Genomic DNA, 14,390 nt, shown 5'->3' on the forward strand with positions numbered 1-14,390 from the left:
AGAAAGGCAGGCAGCATCCGGCGATCCATGGTGATTGTGTTATGCCGGGAGCAAGCTGACGATCAAGCGAGCATTCTTCTGGCAATTCGTTCCAATAGCCGAACGCCATGAGGCAGCACGGATTCATCGATATCAAAACGCGGATGATGATGCGGCGCAGGCAGATCGGCTCCGATAATCATGTAGGTTCCCCGGCCGCCCAAATCCTGAACCCGGCGAATCATGAAACTGGCGTCTTCGCTGCCCATCGCGCTGCTTTCCCCATTTTTGACGGCGGTGAAGCCTTCGATATGCGCAGCTTCTTCAACGGCAATCGCGACAAGCTCTTGATCGCAGGCGATCGGAATCGCTGCGCCGATCACTTCCACACGGTGCTCCAGACCGTGCATCTCGGCGCTATGGGCAATAATGCGGCGGACCCGCTGCTCCAGCTCGTCATTCACTTCCTGGGAAACGGATCTTGTTTCAACAATCATTTTGGCATAGTCGGGAATAATGTTGGCGGCCGTTCCGCCTTGCAGCACGCCTACGTTTACACGCGTCGAGCCCGTACTGAATCTTGGGATCGCATGAATGTTAAGGAGCGCCGTAGCCGCGCCAAGCAGCGCATTCCGCCCTAACTCGGGACTGGCCCCGGCATGGGAGGCTACCCCGTGAAAATGAGCCGCAAGCTTCGTGCTCGCCAAAAATCCTTCAGCTCCGCCATGAAACTCCCCGCTCGGCACGCCGGTTCCCAGATGGTGGCAAAAAATCATATTTACGTCGTCCAGGTGGCCTTTTTGTACGATTGCATAGGCGCCTCGGACGCCTTCCTCCGCCGGCTGGAAAATAAGCTTGACGGTACCGTGAAATTGACCGTCCGCCAGCTTTGCGGCGAGCCCCAGGCCGATCGCCGTATGCCCGTCGTGCGCGCAGGCGTGCATGTTCCCCTCATACGCGGAGCGAAAGCCTCCCGCCTGCGGCGCATGGCCCGCATCCCTGCTTTCAATGATCGGCAGCGCATCCATGTCGAAGCGGAACGCGACGACCGGGCCGGGAGCTTTGCCTTTCAAAGTCCCGATAACCGCGGTGTAGCCGCCCTTCATCCGGCTGACAATATCCGGATCGGCGCCGTCGCGCAGCGCTCGCGCATAAGCTTCCTCCAGCGCGTCTTCCTCAGGCAGACCACGGCGCGATTCGCCGTCCATAGCGTCCTGTCCATATATGACTTCATAGCCTAATGCGGTTAGCTGGCGAACAACATGCGAAGCCGTGCGGAATTCAGTGAATCCGACCTCGGGATGAGCGTGCAGATCGCGGCGCAGTGCAATAATATCCATATAAATCACTCCTGTATTCTTATCTGTGGTCAAGTTTCATTCGGATGACAGCGGCATTACATTTTCGGATACACGCCCGGCCCGATTGGAAGACCCGCAAAATACCAGATCACCAGCAGCGTTATCCATACAAGGAAGAATGCGATCGGATACGGAAGAATAAGCGAATAGTAGGTGCCAAGCTGTGCGTCTTTTTTATACTTTTGCAAATAGCCCAGCCATAGAGGCAGGAACGGCGATATAGGCGCAAGCGGGATAACCGAGGAATCCGCGATCCGGAATACGATTTGCGCGAAAGCCGGATGAAAGCCCAGCATCATAAACATCGGCACAAACACTGGCGCCAAAATGGACCAGATCGCCGAACCGCTGGCAATAAACATCGTTAGCAGCGCCGACAGAAAGGCCAGACCGATGAAGACGGGCGCGCCGGTCAAATTCAGCTTTTCCAATACATCGACGATGCTCAAGGCCAAAAACTTGCCGATATTGCTCCAATTGAAAAAAGCGACAAACTGGGAAAGCGGAAATACCATAATAATAAAATTAGCCATGTTTTTCATCGGGTCCTGCAAAAGCTTCGGAATATCATTTTGGTGCTTGATAGCCCCTATGACAATACCGTAAGCAAGCGCTATGACAAAAAAGAACATGATGATCAAGGGAACGATGCCGGACATAAAAGGCGAAGGCACGACGCCGCCTGTAGCCGGATTGCGCAGGAGCGCCCCGTTCGGCACGACAAGCAGGGCTACGACGGCGATATAAACCAAGGCGACAATGCCTGTGATGCGCAGCGCTTTATTTTGCAGGGGTGTCAGCCGCTCCAGCTCCGCTTGGTGCTCACCCTGGTATTTGCCCAGTCTGGGTTCGATGAATTTATCCGTAATGAAAGCCGTCAGCAAAGTCAGGACAACGACCGAGGCGCTCATAAAATACCAGTTGTCCAGCACGGATACGGAAACTGCCGGATTGATGGATTTGGCCATGTCCGTGCTGATCCCGGATAACAGCACATCCGTGGTCACAATGAGCATATTGGCCGTAAACCCCGACCCTACCCCGGCCAGCGCAGCCAGAAAGCCTGCAACCGGGTGACGCCCGACGGCCAGAAACATTAAAGCTCCGAGCGGCGGCATAATAACGACGGCGGCATCTGAGGAAACATGGCTGAAGAAGGCGATAATGACGACAAAATAGCTGGCATATTTGGCGTTCACCATGGAAGCCATCTTGTACATGACAGCATCCAGCAAACCGGTTTTTTCGGCCAAACCGACGCCGATGACCAGCGCCAAAATGTAGCCGAGAGGGGTAAAGCCCGTAAAGTTTTTGATCACATTAGGCAAAATCCACTGAATGCCTTCGGCGCTGATCAGGCTTTTGACATAAACCGCTTCCTTCTTGACGGGATCAAAAGCGGAAATTTGAAAATAAGACAGCAAGAACGTGATGACCATCAAAATAGCGATTAAATACACAAACAAAAGAAACGGATTCGGGATTTTATTGCCGATTTTCTCGACCCATCGAAAAATTCCTTTTTGTGCGAATTCCGATCCCGGGCTTGCTTGCTGTATGGCTGCCATGTTAGTCCCCCTCTAAAACTAATTAATGAATATATAGCGAATATTTCGTTTAATTCATTATATAGAGAAGCAGGCTCATTTTCAATATAAAATGTAAGGTTTTATTACAAAAATAACTGAAGATTTAAGCTTAAATTCACTCAAACGCTTACAAAACGGAGTTTTCCTCACATCGCTTCGCGCCGCTTCAACCGTTTCGGCCAAAAGAAAAAACCTTCCGGCCTGGGGCCGGAAGGTTTTCATAGCTATTAACGAAATACTAGAACATCTTTTTGCCAAGCACATGATCCAGCGGAATAAAGCCGATGACCCGGCTGTCCATGCTGTTGTTGCGGTTATCGCCCATGACGAAGATGTGATCCGCCGGAACCGTCCACGTTTTGCTCGAATCCTCCCGCATTTTCTCGTTCAGGTAAGGTTCGTCAAGCGGCTCGCCGTTGCGGTATATTTGATGATCCTTGTATTCCAGCACATCCCCGGGCTTCCCGATCACGCGTTTGATCCAAATGTGCCTGTCGTCAGAACGGGAGAACAGGCTGAGCAGCGGACTGTCCAGCAAATCGTTCTTGAGCGATCGCTTGAGGTCAACCCGGCTGTCGATGATGACGATATCTCCGTAATTCGGCTCATAAGAGAACGTATGGGAGATCTTGGACACAAACACCCTCTGGTTGTCATGCAGTGTGGGGTCCATGGAGTGTCCGCTTACTTTGGTCGATTGAAACACAAAAACACCTAAAATGACGACGAGTACGAATGAGATCGCGATGGAGCCGAACCAGCTCCATATTTGTTTCAACAATTTCACCATTGCAACGCTCCCTTGTTCGGCCGTTATTCCGCCAAGCCATGCTTGAAAGCATAGATGGCCGCTTGCGTTCGATCTTCAACGCCCAATTTGGCAAGCACATTCGTGACATGAAACTTCACGGTTTTTACGCCGATGAACAGTTCGTCGGCCAATTCCTGATTCGACTTGCCTTTGGCAATGAGGCGCAGCACCTCCATCTCACGTTCGGTCAATTCTTCATGGGGAGCCGTCTCCGCCTTCGGCTGGCGAAAGCGGTTCATGATTTTGGACGCAACCTGAGATTCCAAAATCGACTGCCCTTTGACCGCGGCGCGGATCGCCTGGGCGATTTCGGAAGCCCGCGACGTTTTGAGCAAATAGCTGAACGCGCCCGCTTCGATAACCGGATACATTTTTTCGTCATCCAAAAAACTGGTCAATACAATTACTTTACACTCCGGATACAGTTGAAGCAACTTTCGCGTCGTCTCGATGCCGTCCATCCCTTCCATGACGAGATCCATCAGCACGACGTCGGGCCTGTACTCCTGGGCAAGCCGTATTCCTTCCAGGCCGTTGCTGGCCTCTCCGACCACTTCGATGCCTTCTTCCGTGCCGAGCACGGCCGCCAGTCCGATCCGCACCATCTCGTGATCGTCCACCAGCAAAACTTTAATATTCGAGTCCATTCGCTTCTCCTCCTGAATTGGCTAAGATCGGCACACGAATCTCGATCCGGGTTCCCCGATCCGGCGCAGTAATGATGTGCAGATTGCCGCCGATTTCGTTGACTCGCTCTTTCATGGACACAATTCCGTACGACGTATGCTTCTTTGCGTCCAGTTCAAACCCGACCCCGTCGTCGCGAATCGCCAGACGGATGCCGTCGGAGCGGTGCAGCAGCTTGACCTCCAGCTTGTTCGCCTTGGAATGGCGCAGCGCATTGGAGAGCGCTTCCTGCACAATCCGGAACAAGTGGTCCTCGATCCCTTTCGGCAGCCGGATTTCGTCGTCCATGTCCCACGAAATGTCCATCGGCACTTTGGCGGACAGTTCCTTCAGCAGCTCGACAAGCCCTTCGGACAGCCGCTTGCCCTCCAGATGAACCGGGCGCAGATGCAGCAGCAGCGCTCTCATCTCCGATTGCGCAACGGACGCCATCTCCTCGATGAGAAAAATTTGCCGCTGCGCTTTCTCAAAATCTTTATCGAGCGTCCGGCCGACCGCCGTAGCCGTCATCGAGATGGCGAACAGCTGCTGGCTGACCGCATCGTGAAGCTCGCGCGCCAGCCGCTGGCGCTCCTCGATAATGGCGGAAAATCTCGCTTTTTCCGCAAGCTCCGCATTATCGTTGGACAGACGCTGCAGGGAAGTCACCTGTTCCTCCCATTTTATCATAACTCGCCCGAGCTGCTCGCCGAGCCGCCCGATTTCGTCCTCGCCGATTTCGAACCCGGTCCGGATGAACTTCCCTTTCTCGAGCTGCACCATCGTTTCCATCAGCGGTCCCAGCCTGCGGGTTATGCGGTTGCTGTTCCAGAAGCCGTACGCCGCCCCGATCCCGATCACGATGCCGAACGCCATAAGGCTGAATTGAACGCCCTCCTGCCAGGAACGGAACGGCTGGATCAAACTCCGCGAGTTCAGAAAATATATAATGACGCCGAAAATGACCAGACTGAAGAGAATCGACTCGCCCATGCTGCGCCATATCATATTCGTAAGTTTTCTTTTATAGCCGTCCAAGCGCGATTGTCCCTCCCAAAACCGGTTAAAAAGCGATTACAAAATTTTGATATCGACATCTCCTACGATGTAAGAAAGAACTAGTTTCACGCGATGGTCCGTATGCTCGAAATTCTGGGACTTCCAAACAAGCTTGTTCATGACGCCGGCTTCTCTTTCCCTGTCCGCCATAATTTGTCCCAGCATGACCGACGAAGTTACGGAAACGCCTATATCTTCCGGCACTACGATGTCAACGTCGCCGATGACGCCCTGCAGAATGACCGTAGTCTCCTTTTGCTCCAAAATGGCCAGCGACAGGTCGATATACGTCTCCCCGATCATGTACCAGATGCTGCTGTTGCGTAAAATCCAGGGCTCTCTGCCGAGCCGGATGCTGTCTATAATCTTATGCTTCTGGATGTACGTATCGTCCTTGTGCAGACGCTTCGAACGGATGAAGTACAGCCCCAAGGAAATCAACACGACGGAAAGCACGATCGACAAATGATTGCCGAACAAAATAATAGCGCCTACTGCTATCAATACGTAGCCCTTATACTCTCTGTGCGACCGTAGCCTATGGATGCCGAGCAGGATGAGGACAGCCGCAAGTATGGGAAAAAAGCCGATCAGGTGATCCAAAAGCAAAAAAAGACCGGCTCCGATCAGCAAAAGCGCTGTATTCCGGCTGCGGTTGTTTTTGGTTTCTTCTCCCATGTTGCACCTCCTCTGGCTGCGCGGATAGTAAGTATGTTTTGCAAGCGAATGACAGCAAAACGAAAGCCGGCCGGCCCGATACCCGGTTATGGCCACATTTTCTTAGCATACCATAACAATGTACGGCCTCCAAGATGCAAATGCTTGAGGCGGCAGGGCACCCGCCGGCGCCGGGCCGGTGCTGACGCAGATGCAAGGGGCCGGCGACGACGCTCAGAAAGCAAATTGACGATGCTAGCGCTGCCGCTCCTTGCCTTCCCGGTATGGGACGCGCCCTCCGTACAGTGGCCGGTTATGAAGCGGCTCGGCAGACCGGACCGGGCTTCGCTGGGCTGAGCTGAGCTTGGCAGGCCCGACTGGCCGACCCGGGCCGGAGACAGGACCTGCGAACCCCCATGACGCCGTAGACGTCACCCTACAGAACGAATCCCCCCCTATACCCGGCAAAAAGCCTGCACAATTGCAGGAATGCCGCGCTATCAACAAACAAGAAGCTAGTAAAACCCCCACGTTAGAGGAGATAACTACAATCTGCCCGTCTGCACGAAAAAAACCTGCAAAAATACATGAATTTGCGTCCTTGACCGCTGGTTACGATGAATTCCTGCAAAAGTGCAGGTTTTTCACCGAACACATGGACTCAAATTCACTTTCAGCGAAAATTCCTGCACTTTTGCAGGTTTTTCGTCAAAACAAGCCGATTCTGCGAATAAAACCTGTACATTTGCAGGTTTTCTCCCTACCAAGCTGTCCCTGGCCCAGTTGTACAGTTCCACGACCTGCACCGGGAGAGGTCGCACCGAGCGCAGCTCCCAGCGCGCGGTGTTTCGCTGCACGACGGCGGTCGGTCGACGGGCACGCCCAGCCTCGGCCTTTATTTGCGCGCGGTTACGCCAAGGGGGCCCCTCCCGCTTTCCTCGTGCGCCCAGCCAATGCACGGCCCCGCGCTACTTCGCGCGCGGGCCGCCTCTCTCGCCGCTGCTGCGGCTCTGCTGCCACTCCTTCTGGAGCTTCACGCGCATCGTGCGCAGCTCCTGCTTGACGTTGCAGCCCGCCTCCTTCAGCGTCTCGGCCGACATGCGGCCCGCTTCGCGCAGCCCTTGCCAAGCCTCGCGGCCCGCGTTTTCCAGCTCGCGCAGCGTGTCGCGGGCCTGGGCCCCGTGCAGCCCGCCATGCGGCTGCACATCGTCCGCAGCGGCGGCGCGCAGCCGCTGCAGTTCCTCCGCGAGCGCCAGGACTTCGTCCTGGGAGCTCGCGTACTGCGTGCGGTAGTGCCCGCACGCCGCTTCCAGGCGCAGCTTCTCCTGCAGCGCCGCCCGGGCAAGCTCTTCCTCGCCGGCGCGCATCGCCAGCTCGGCCTGCTCCGCGCGGAGCCGAGCGAGCTCCTCCGCGTTCACAAAGTGCTGACGCAGCTCGAACGTCCGCTGCAAAGTCTCTTCGTAGCGCTGCTCCAGCGCCCGGATCCGCCCGCTTGCTCCCGTCTGCGAGCCGAAGCCCCCTCCTTGCTCATTCATCGAAAAGCGCTCGGCGGTATCGTGCCAAGCCGTTTCAGCCATTTTACCGATTCTGTTCAATACCTTCATTAACCCCACCCCGGCCTATTTAAGTTTACAGATCGAACCGATCCGAATGCGTGCGTCTGCCCAGCAGCCTGAATCCATAGCCGATCAGCACAATCGCCAATGCGAACGCGATGAAGCCCGACAATTTCACGGCCAGGATCAAAGCTCCCGCGGCGGCGATCAGCCAGCCGATCTTCTTCCCGTTGCAAATGCCGACATAGCCGAGCCCAACCATCGAAAGCGGCAGCAGGTACCCCATAAGATGAAGATGAATTCCGATTATATGGGATGCAATGATCAAGCCGACCGCAATAAAAATCAAAGCTAATCCTCTATTGCCTTTCATGGACATGCACGTTCCCGCCTTTCGCTCATTCCTTATGCTACTAGCGTATACAAAAGAGACAAGAAGCAAAACGGACCCGCGACTGTTTTTCGACCTGGACCAAAGTCTAGGTATTTCTCAGACCTTCCACATTTTGGCCGTTGTTTCAGGCAAAATACCAATGTTAAAATAATTGGAGCCGAATCCGGTGTGTTCCAGCATCGGTACGGGGGACGATTTAATTGGGGTGAATATTTGCTGATTGTCGAAGCAGACTAGGGAGAACCTTCTTCCCGAACCCGTCAACTAACCTCGGAGGCTTTAATAAGAAGGAGGAATAGCGAATTGAATACGGCTATAAAAGGACTCGCTGGCCTTGCTGTATCTATTACAGTTCTGGCAGGAGGCTTTCTTTCGCCGCACCATGCCAAAGCGGCCGAAATGGAAGTAAAAGTGCAGGTAGACAATGACCTTGTCGGTTTTCCGGATGCACAACCTTATTTAGACACGAATCATTCCACGCAGGTCCCCATTCGCTTCGTAACCGAAAAACTCGGCTATACGGTCCAATGGGAAAAAAAGGGCAATCAAATTAAAGTAACTTTAAACAACGGCAAACATACGATTGCATTGGCATCAGGCGATCAAAAAGCGGTCATCGACAACACCCCCGTCGACATGGGCACCCATGCCGGGTTTCAGGACGGCAGAGTGTTCGTTCCGCTGCGATTCATTTGCGACGCTTCCAAAATTCCGATTCAATGGGATGCGGACAGCAAAATGGCCATCTTAAGCAAAGACGGAAGCCAATATGCGCCCAAGTTTGAAAGCTTTAAAGCAACCGCTTACTCGGCCGATCCTTCCGAGAACGGCGGCTTCGGCGCCGTCGACTACATGGGAAATCCGCTGGCGCTGGGGACAGTCGCCGTAGATCCGACGGTCATTCCGCTCGGCACCAAGCTTTACATCGAAGGCTACAATTTCGACGGACTGCCGGTAGGCGGCATGTATGCCTATGCAACCGACACAGGCGGTTCCGTAAAAGGCAATCATGTGGACATCTTTATCCCCGGCTCCAAAGAATCGCTGCAGCAATTCGGCATCCAAAACGTGAAAGTGTTCCGCTTGCCCAGTTAATTTCGACAAAGCAGGTCCATGGAGATCCTATTCTCCATGGGCCTGCTTTTTGTATTTGAGCGAATTTGCCTCACAAATATTGCCTCTTTTCCTCCGCATAGGTTCTGTTGGCAGGTCAGACAATAACCTCAGACTGTTTGGAAGCAAGCCTGCTTCAAACTTTAAGGGGGAGACTTATGCCAAAACTCCATCGCATGATGATTGCCGCCGCGCAGCTTGCCGTCGTTTTGAATGTGACGACCGCCGCCATGCCGGTGCCGCAAAGCGAGGTCGTTTGGAATGTGCAGACCGATCAAAAGCTGGTCGCGCTGACGTTTGACGACGGGCCCAATCCGGTGTATACGCCCCAATTGCTGGACGTTCTTAAGCAGTACGACGCGAAAGCGACTTTTTTTGTGCTCGGCAAGCGCGTGCAGATGTATCCGCAAATCGCCATCCGGGAAGTGAACGAAGGGCATGAGATTGCCAATCATACGTACGATCATCATTATTTGAAACATGTCAGCCCGGACAAATTGAAAGAGGAGATCGAACAGACGCAGGAAATTATTTTCGACATTACCGAGCAAATTCCTCACGTGTTCCGTCCGCCCGGCGGCTTTTACGATCAATCGCTGATCGAATTGGCCAAGCAGGACCGGTTCACGGTTGTGATGTGGTCCTGGTACCAGGATACGAAAGACTGGCGGAAGCCGGGCGTCGACAAAATCGTCCGGTCCGTGCTCAATAACATTCACAACGGCGATATTATTTTGTTCCACGACTTGCAGGGAGACTGCTCGCAAACGGTGGAAGCTCTCAAAATCGTGCTGCCCGAGCTTAAAAAGCAGGGCTATCAATTCGTAACGGTCACCGACCTGATTTCGAAAATGAACAAATAAGCAGCGCAAAAAGACGGCCTCACGGTTCATCGTCCGCTGCGCCGCCTTTTTCCGTTATTTAAAAGAAATCCGCCAAATATGTAGTCCGTTCGGGTATCGCCGAGTCCAGCCGCCTAGCCGTCACAGGGCTGCCCTGCAGGCGTTCCGTCTCCGCCAAAAAGACGGCTTTTTGATAACCCATAAACAAAGTGGTCAGCGTTTGTATCGAACAACTGAGCAATTGCTCCTCATTCGGCAGGACGCTCCCGGAGAGCTTCACTACTTCCACAGCGCCGGTTTGTGCATCCGCCCGCACTTGAAACACGCCGTTGTTCCATTCCGCATGCTCGTCAGCGACCCGCAAGTACAGCGCCTCCTTGATTCCGTCCGTCCGGAACGGGTACTGGGCCAGGAACGATTCCACATCGACGATTCTGGCCATGAAGTAAGGAACTCTCTCCTGCTTGAATGCCGGATTAGGCACCAAAAACGGGAGCGCGTCGTTCACGGGGGCTTGGACAAGCACCTTGTCGATCATCGAATCGTGATCCGCTATAAATTTCCACAATCCGCGCCGTGCCTCCTCGTCCAGAAACACAAGCTCATGAATCGTCAGGATTTTGTCCTTAACCTGATAAAATACATAGCCGGTATGCTCATTGCGGGCATTAAGATGGACGGCAACCGTTCCTTTTTTAAACTTGAACCAGCGGTTGTTCCACCATTTCAGGTCCCGCTTCAGCATGCCGTTATAGCGGACCGCGTGCTTTTCATAAATCGGATTCAAAATCTCCGGATCTTTCCCGATGCGCATCACCCTGCTGCCTGCGGCCGCTTGAAAGCGGGGGAGCTTGTCGTGCGTAATTTCGTATTTGCAGTATTCCGAATACATTTCCCAGCCGAATTTGCGGTAAAACTCAAACTTGAACGGATGCAAAAAGGAGAGCGTCTGACCTTTCTCTTTCATCTTTTTCAATATGAGAACGAGCAGCTCGGATACCATGCCGCCCCGCCGGTATTCCGGCCATGTCGCTACACCCGAGATGCCGCCCATTGCAAAGCTGCGCCCGTGCAGCCACGTTTCCAAATCCAGCAAGGTCAGTTTGGCCGCCAAACGCCCGTCCGCGAAATATCCCAGAACGGCGTCCGGATCGGTCAAGTCCATTCGATCCTGAAATTCCTCCGGGGTAAGCTCCAATTGAAAAGCAAATTCGGAAAGCGCGACGCTATCCGCCACTTCTTCCCGCTTTAATGCGCGAATCTCGCCCATGGCGATCACCTCTTCGTTCGATTATTAGCCCGTATCCTTCGGCAATTTCATAGTAACACAAAGAGCGGCAGCATTTCGCGGCTGCGTGAAAATCCGGCTTCGAACGAGACGAAATCCGGAACCGTCGGATCAAGGCCTACGGGACACGTGTCCAATCAACCCATCCGCTCCGCACATACACTATACAAGAAATTTGAAACCTTTACTTTACAATCCGGGAGGGAATAATATGTCGTATTCATATGGCTATGGTGGCTATGGTGGCTATGGTGGCCATGGTTGTGGCTGCGGAGCTCCTGTAGGAGGTTTTATGACTTCGCCGGCAACAATTCTTGTCCTGTTTATCCTGCTTGTCATCATTCTCCGCACATTTCATATTTAATCTGTAAAGAAACAAATCGTATATGCCAATAGAACTATAAATTGGAAGCAGGCAATAACGCGGGCCGTTATGATCTGCTTCTTCTTCCATGTCCGATGTTGACGAAACAACGCGGTTATGATAATCTCATTATGTGAAAACGTTTACCCGTTTTCATTAGCTTTAAGAAATTGGAGATAAACTAATGGCCGATTATACGATTAAAGATGTTGCCCGAATGGCAAACGTATCGATTGCGACCGTTTCCAGAGTGCTGAACGGAACGAAACGCGCGAATCCCGAAACGCGGGAGAAAGTGATGAGAGCCGTCGAATTAACCGGCTTCAGACCCAACGCATTGGCGCGCGGGCTCGTGAACAAGCGGACTCATGTAATCGGCGTGATGCTTCCCGAAGTATCCAACGAAATATTCGCCCAGGTGATCAACGGCCTGGAAAGCATTTTGGATGCCGAAGGCTACAGCATTTTTTTGGCCATCACCAACGGAAACGAAGAAAAAGAATTGAAATATTTTCAATTGTTCGAGGATAAAAAAATTGACGGGATCATCCTTTCAGGCGTGAAGTATTCGTCCAGCCATAAGCAATTTTTCAGCAAAAAGCAAATCCCTGCCGTCGTCATCGGCCAGCAATTTCAGCTTCAAGGCTTGCCTTCCGTGGGCATCGACAATGTCGAGGGCGCTCATAAGGCAACCACGCATTTGCTCGATAACGGGCATACCAAAATCGGATTCATTTCAGCTCCGCTCTATGACCTGGCTGTCGGGGTCGACCGTTTGAAAGGCTTCAAACAGGCCATGAAGGACCGGCACATATCCGTATCCAAACAAAGCATAGTTCACGCCGATTCTTTCAAAATAAGCAGCGGATACGAAGCGGCGAAAGCAATGTTAGCGCATACGTTTAAACCTACCGCGATATTTGCCGCGACAGACAGACTTGCGCTCGGGGCGATGAATTATTTGTATGATCATGGCTGGACAATTCCGCAGGATTGCTCGATTATCGGCTTTGACGACATCGAAATCGCCTCCCTGGTACAACCCAAATTAACTACCGTCCAGGTTAACTATGCGGAATTCGGCACCCAAGCCGCGAATATGCTGCTCGAGATGCTGGAAGACAATACGAAAAACTTGAAAAGCAGCATTATCGTGCCGACAACCCTTGTGATCAGAGACAGCGTGAAAGCCAACGGGGAGCCGTAAAATTTTTTTGGATATTCGGGAAAACCTTTTCCTGAATTATATATGAATAATGTCCCATTATTCGGAAATTTTAAGGAGGTGATCCGGGGCGAAGTTATTGAAGGACATCGTTTTAAAGCAGCAACCGTATATGCATGAACAATTTTATTTTAGGGGGAAAACCGACATGAAAAAATCAGGTCTTGTTATTTCACTGGCAGTAATGCTTGTATTTGCAATGATTGCAACCGCTTGCGGGAAAAGCAGTTCCGGCGGCACAGCTTCTTCGACGCCCGGCGGCAGCGGCGGCTCCGCCGACAAACCGGTTAAAATCACGCTTCTCGAATCGAAAGGCGGCGAAGTTACGAAGCTGCTAGCCGATGCCGGCAAAGAGTTCACAAAAGCGAACCCGAACATTACCGTTGAAGTTATGTCGACCGGAGACGGTCAATCTCCTTACGAGAGAGCCGCTACGCTTTATGCGGCAGGCACGCCTGCGACGCTCGCCATGCTCGATGCCGGCGACATCGTCAAGTTCAAAGACAAAGCCGCCGATCTTTCCGGCGAAAAATGGGTAAGCGATTTGGCGCAGCCTAACCAGATTGACGGCAAAACGTTGGCGTTCCCGTTCTCGGTCGAAGGATACGGCCTTATTTACAACAAAGCCGTGCTTGACAAAGCGGTCGGCGGCACTTTCGACCCGGCTACGATCAACACGACTGCCGCTCTTGAAGAGCTTTTCAAAAAAATTCAAGCGTCCGGCCCTGCTCCATTGACGATCGGCAGCATGGATTGGTCGCTCGGCAACCACTTCTTGGCTCTCGCTTACGCGGCGCAGCCGGACGGCAACGTGGACAAGTTCCTCAGCGGCTTAAAGTCGGGCAGTGTCAAAATAGCCGACAACGCAGCGTACAAAGGGCTAATCGACACCTTCGACGTCATGAAAAAATACAACAAAGGGAAAAACGATCCCCTTTCCGTTACTTACGAGCAAACCGCGGCTTCCGTAGCCAAAGGCGAGGCCGGCATTACGTTTAACGGCAACTGGATGATCAGCGAATTGCAAAAAACGAGCGCGAGCGGCGAATACGGCTTCATTCCGGTGCCGGTGAGCAACAACGCAAGCGACAAAGCAAATTCCGCCATCGCAATCGGCGCGACCAAACAAATTTTTATCGATAAAACGAAAAATACCGAGGAGCAGCAAGCCGCAGCCAAAAAGTTCCTCAACTGGATCGTGTACGATAAGGCAGGCCAGGATTTCCTCGTCAACAAGGCGAGCATCATTCCGGCATTCAAAAACATTACGCTCGAGCCTAAAGATTCTCTTGCCAAATCGATCAAAGCTTACAACAATGCCGGCAAGTCCATTCCTTTTGCAGGCAACTACGTACCTGGCGACCACTGGAAAGTGCTTGGCGCTTCGATGCAAAAATATCTCGTGGGCAAGGATGACCGGGCTGCTCTAGCGGCTGAAATCGAAGATTACTGGAAAAATGTGAAGTAACATTTCATGTCGATGGAT

General features: G+C 52.6%; 14 protein-coding genes and 1 riboswitch. Of the genes, 5 read left to right on the top strand and 9 right to left on the bottom strand.

Features of this window, described 5'->3' with window-relative positions; all coding sequences use genetic code 11:
- Nucleotides 1-62 precede the first annotated feature (62 nt).
- From AC6RNO_RS31455 to AC6RNO_RS31490, 8 genes are all read right to left on the bottom strand, one after another.
- Nucleotides 63-1,319, bottom strand: a complete 1,257-nt coding sequence (locus AC6RNO_RS31455) for an amidohydrolase (protein ID WP_474679898.1) — start codon at nucleotides 1,317-1,319, stop codon at nucleotides 63-65.
- A gap of 56 nt (nucleotides 1,320-1,375) precedes the next feature.
- Nucleotides 1,376-2,908: an AbgT family transporter gene (locus AC6RNO_RS31460; protein WP_474679897.1), complete on the bottom strand. Its 1,533-nt coding sequence runs from the start codon at nucleotides 2,906-2,908 to the stop codon at nucleotides 1,376-1,378.
- A 259-nt stretch (nucleotides 2,909-3,167) separates the two neighbouring features.
- Entirely contained in the window at nucleotides 3,168-3,719 is a 552-nt protein-coding gene (gene lepB, locus AC6RNO_RS31465) for a signal peptidase I (protein ID WP_474679896.1), read from the bottom strand.
- 23 nt (nucleotides 3,720-3,742) lie between these two features.
- A complete protein-coding gene (locus tag AC6RNO_RS31470; RefSeq protein ID WP_474679895.1) occupies nucleotides 3,743-4,387 on the bottom strand; it encodes a response regulator transcription factor in 645 nt (214 codons plus the stop codon).
- Nucleotides 4,371-5,444, bottom strand: coding sequence for a sensor histidine kinase (locus tag AC6RNO_RS31475; RefSeq protein ID WP_474679894.1), 1,074 nt, complete (start codon nucleotides 5,442-5,444; stop codon nucleotides 4,371-4,373). Before AC6RNO_RS31475 ends, AC6RNO_RS31470 begins: the two co-directional genes overlap by 17 nt.
- Before the next feature lie 36 nt (nucleotides 5,445-5,480).
- Entirely contained in the window at nucleotides 5,481-6,143 is a 663-nt protein-coding gene (gene liaF, locus AC6RNO_RS31480; RefSeq protein ID WP_474679893.1) for a cell wall-active antibiotics response protein LiaF, read from the bottom strand.
- A gap of 947 nt (nucleotides 6,144-7,090) precedes the next feature.
- Nucleotides 7,091-7,726: a PspA/IM30 family protein gene (locus AC6RNO_RS31485; RefSeq protein WP_488435343.1), complete on the bottom strand. Its 636-nt coding sequence runs from the start codon at nucleotides 7,724-7,726 to the stop codon at nucleotides 7,091-7,093.
- A gap of 25 nt (nucleotides 7,727-7,751) precedes the next feature.
- Nucleotides 7,752-8,057, bottom strand: a complete 306-nt coding sequence (locus AC6RNO_RS31490; protein ID WP_474679891.1) for a LiaF transmembrane domain-containing protein — start codon at nucleotides 8,055-8,057, stop codon at nucleotides 7,752-7,754.
- A 160-nt stretch (nucleotides 8,058-8,217) separates the two neighbouring features.
- Nucleotides 8,218-8,366, top strand: a riboswitch (cyclic di-AMP (ydaO/yuaA leader).
- Nucleotides 8,367-8,375: 9 nt separating this feature from the next.
- On the opposite strand from AC6RNO_RS31490, the gene AC6RNO_RS31495 reads away from it, so the two are divergent.
- The gene (locus tag AC6RNO_RS31495) at nucleotides 8,376-9,167 is read left to right on the top strand and encodes a stalk domain-containing protein (protein WP_474679890.1); all 792 of its coding nucleotides are present in this window, start codon (nucleotides 8,376-8,378) and stop codon (nucleotides 9,165-9,167) included.
- A 176-nt stretch (nucleotides 9,168-9,343) separates the two neighbouring features.
- Complete coding sequence (locus AC6RNO_RS31500; protein WP_488435344.1) at nucleotides 9,344-10,048, top strand: polysaccharide deacetylase family protein; 705 nt, start codon at nucleotides 9,344-9,346, stop codon at nucleotides 10,046-10,048.
- A 58-nt stretch (nucleotides 10,049-10,106) separates the two neighbouring features.
- Here the strand turns inward: AC6RNO_RS31500 and AC6RNO_RS31505 are convergent, their stop codons facing one another.
- Entirely contained in the window at nucleotides 10,107-11,297 is a 1,191-nt protein-coding gene (locus AC6RNO_RS31505) for a GNAT family N-acetyltransferase (protein ID WP_497107869.1), read from the bottom strand.
- A gap of 229 nt (nucleotides 11,298-11,526) precedes the next feature.
- Between AC6RNO_RS31505 and AC6RNO_RS31510 the strand changes: the two genes are divergently transcribed.
- The 3 genes from AC6RNO_RS31510 to AC6RNO_RS31520 all read left to right on the top strand — a co-directional run bounded on the left by AC6RNO_RS31510 (nucleotide 11,527) and on the right by AC6RNO_RS31520 (nucleotide 14,372).
- On the top strand, nucleotides 11,527-11,679 hold the full coding sequence (locus AC6RNO_RS31510; protein ID WP_497107870.1) for a sporulation protein YjcZ: 153 nt from the start codon (nucleotides 11,527-11,529) through the stop codon (nucleotides 11,677-11,679).
- A 184-nt stretch (nucleotides 11,680-11,863) separates the two neighbouring features.
- On the top strand, nucleotides 11,864-12,886 hold the full coding sequence (locus tag AC6RNO_RS31515; RefSeq protein ID WP_497107871.1) for a substrate-binding domain-containing protein: 1,023 nt from the start codon (nucleotides 11,864-11,866) through the stop codon (nucleotides 12,884-12,886).
- 166 nt (nucleotides 12,887-13,052) lie between these two features.
- The gene (locus AC6RNO_RS31520) at nucleotides 13,053-14,372 is read left to right on the top strand and encodes an ABC transporter substrate-binding protein (protein ID WP_488435347.1); all 1,320 of its coding nucleotides are present in this window, start codon (nucleotides 13,053-13,055) and stop codon (nucleotides 14,370-14,372) included.
- Nucleotides 14,373-14,390 lie beyond the last annotated feature (18 nt).

It is taken from the genome of Paenibacillus sp. sgz302190, assembly GCF_059820445.1.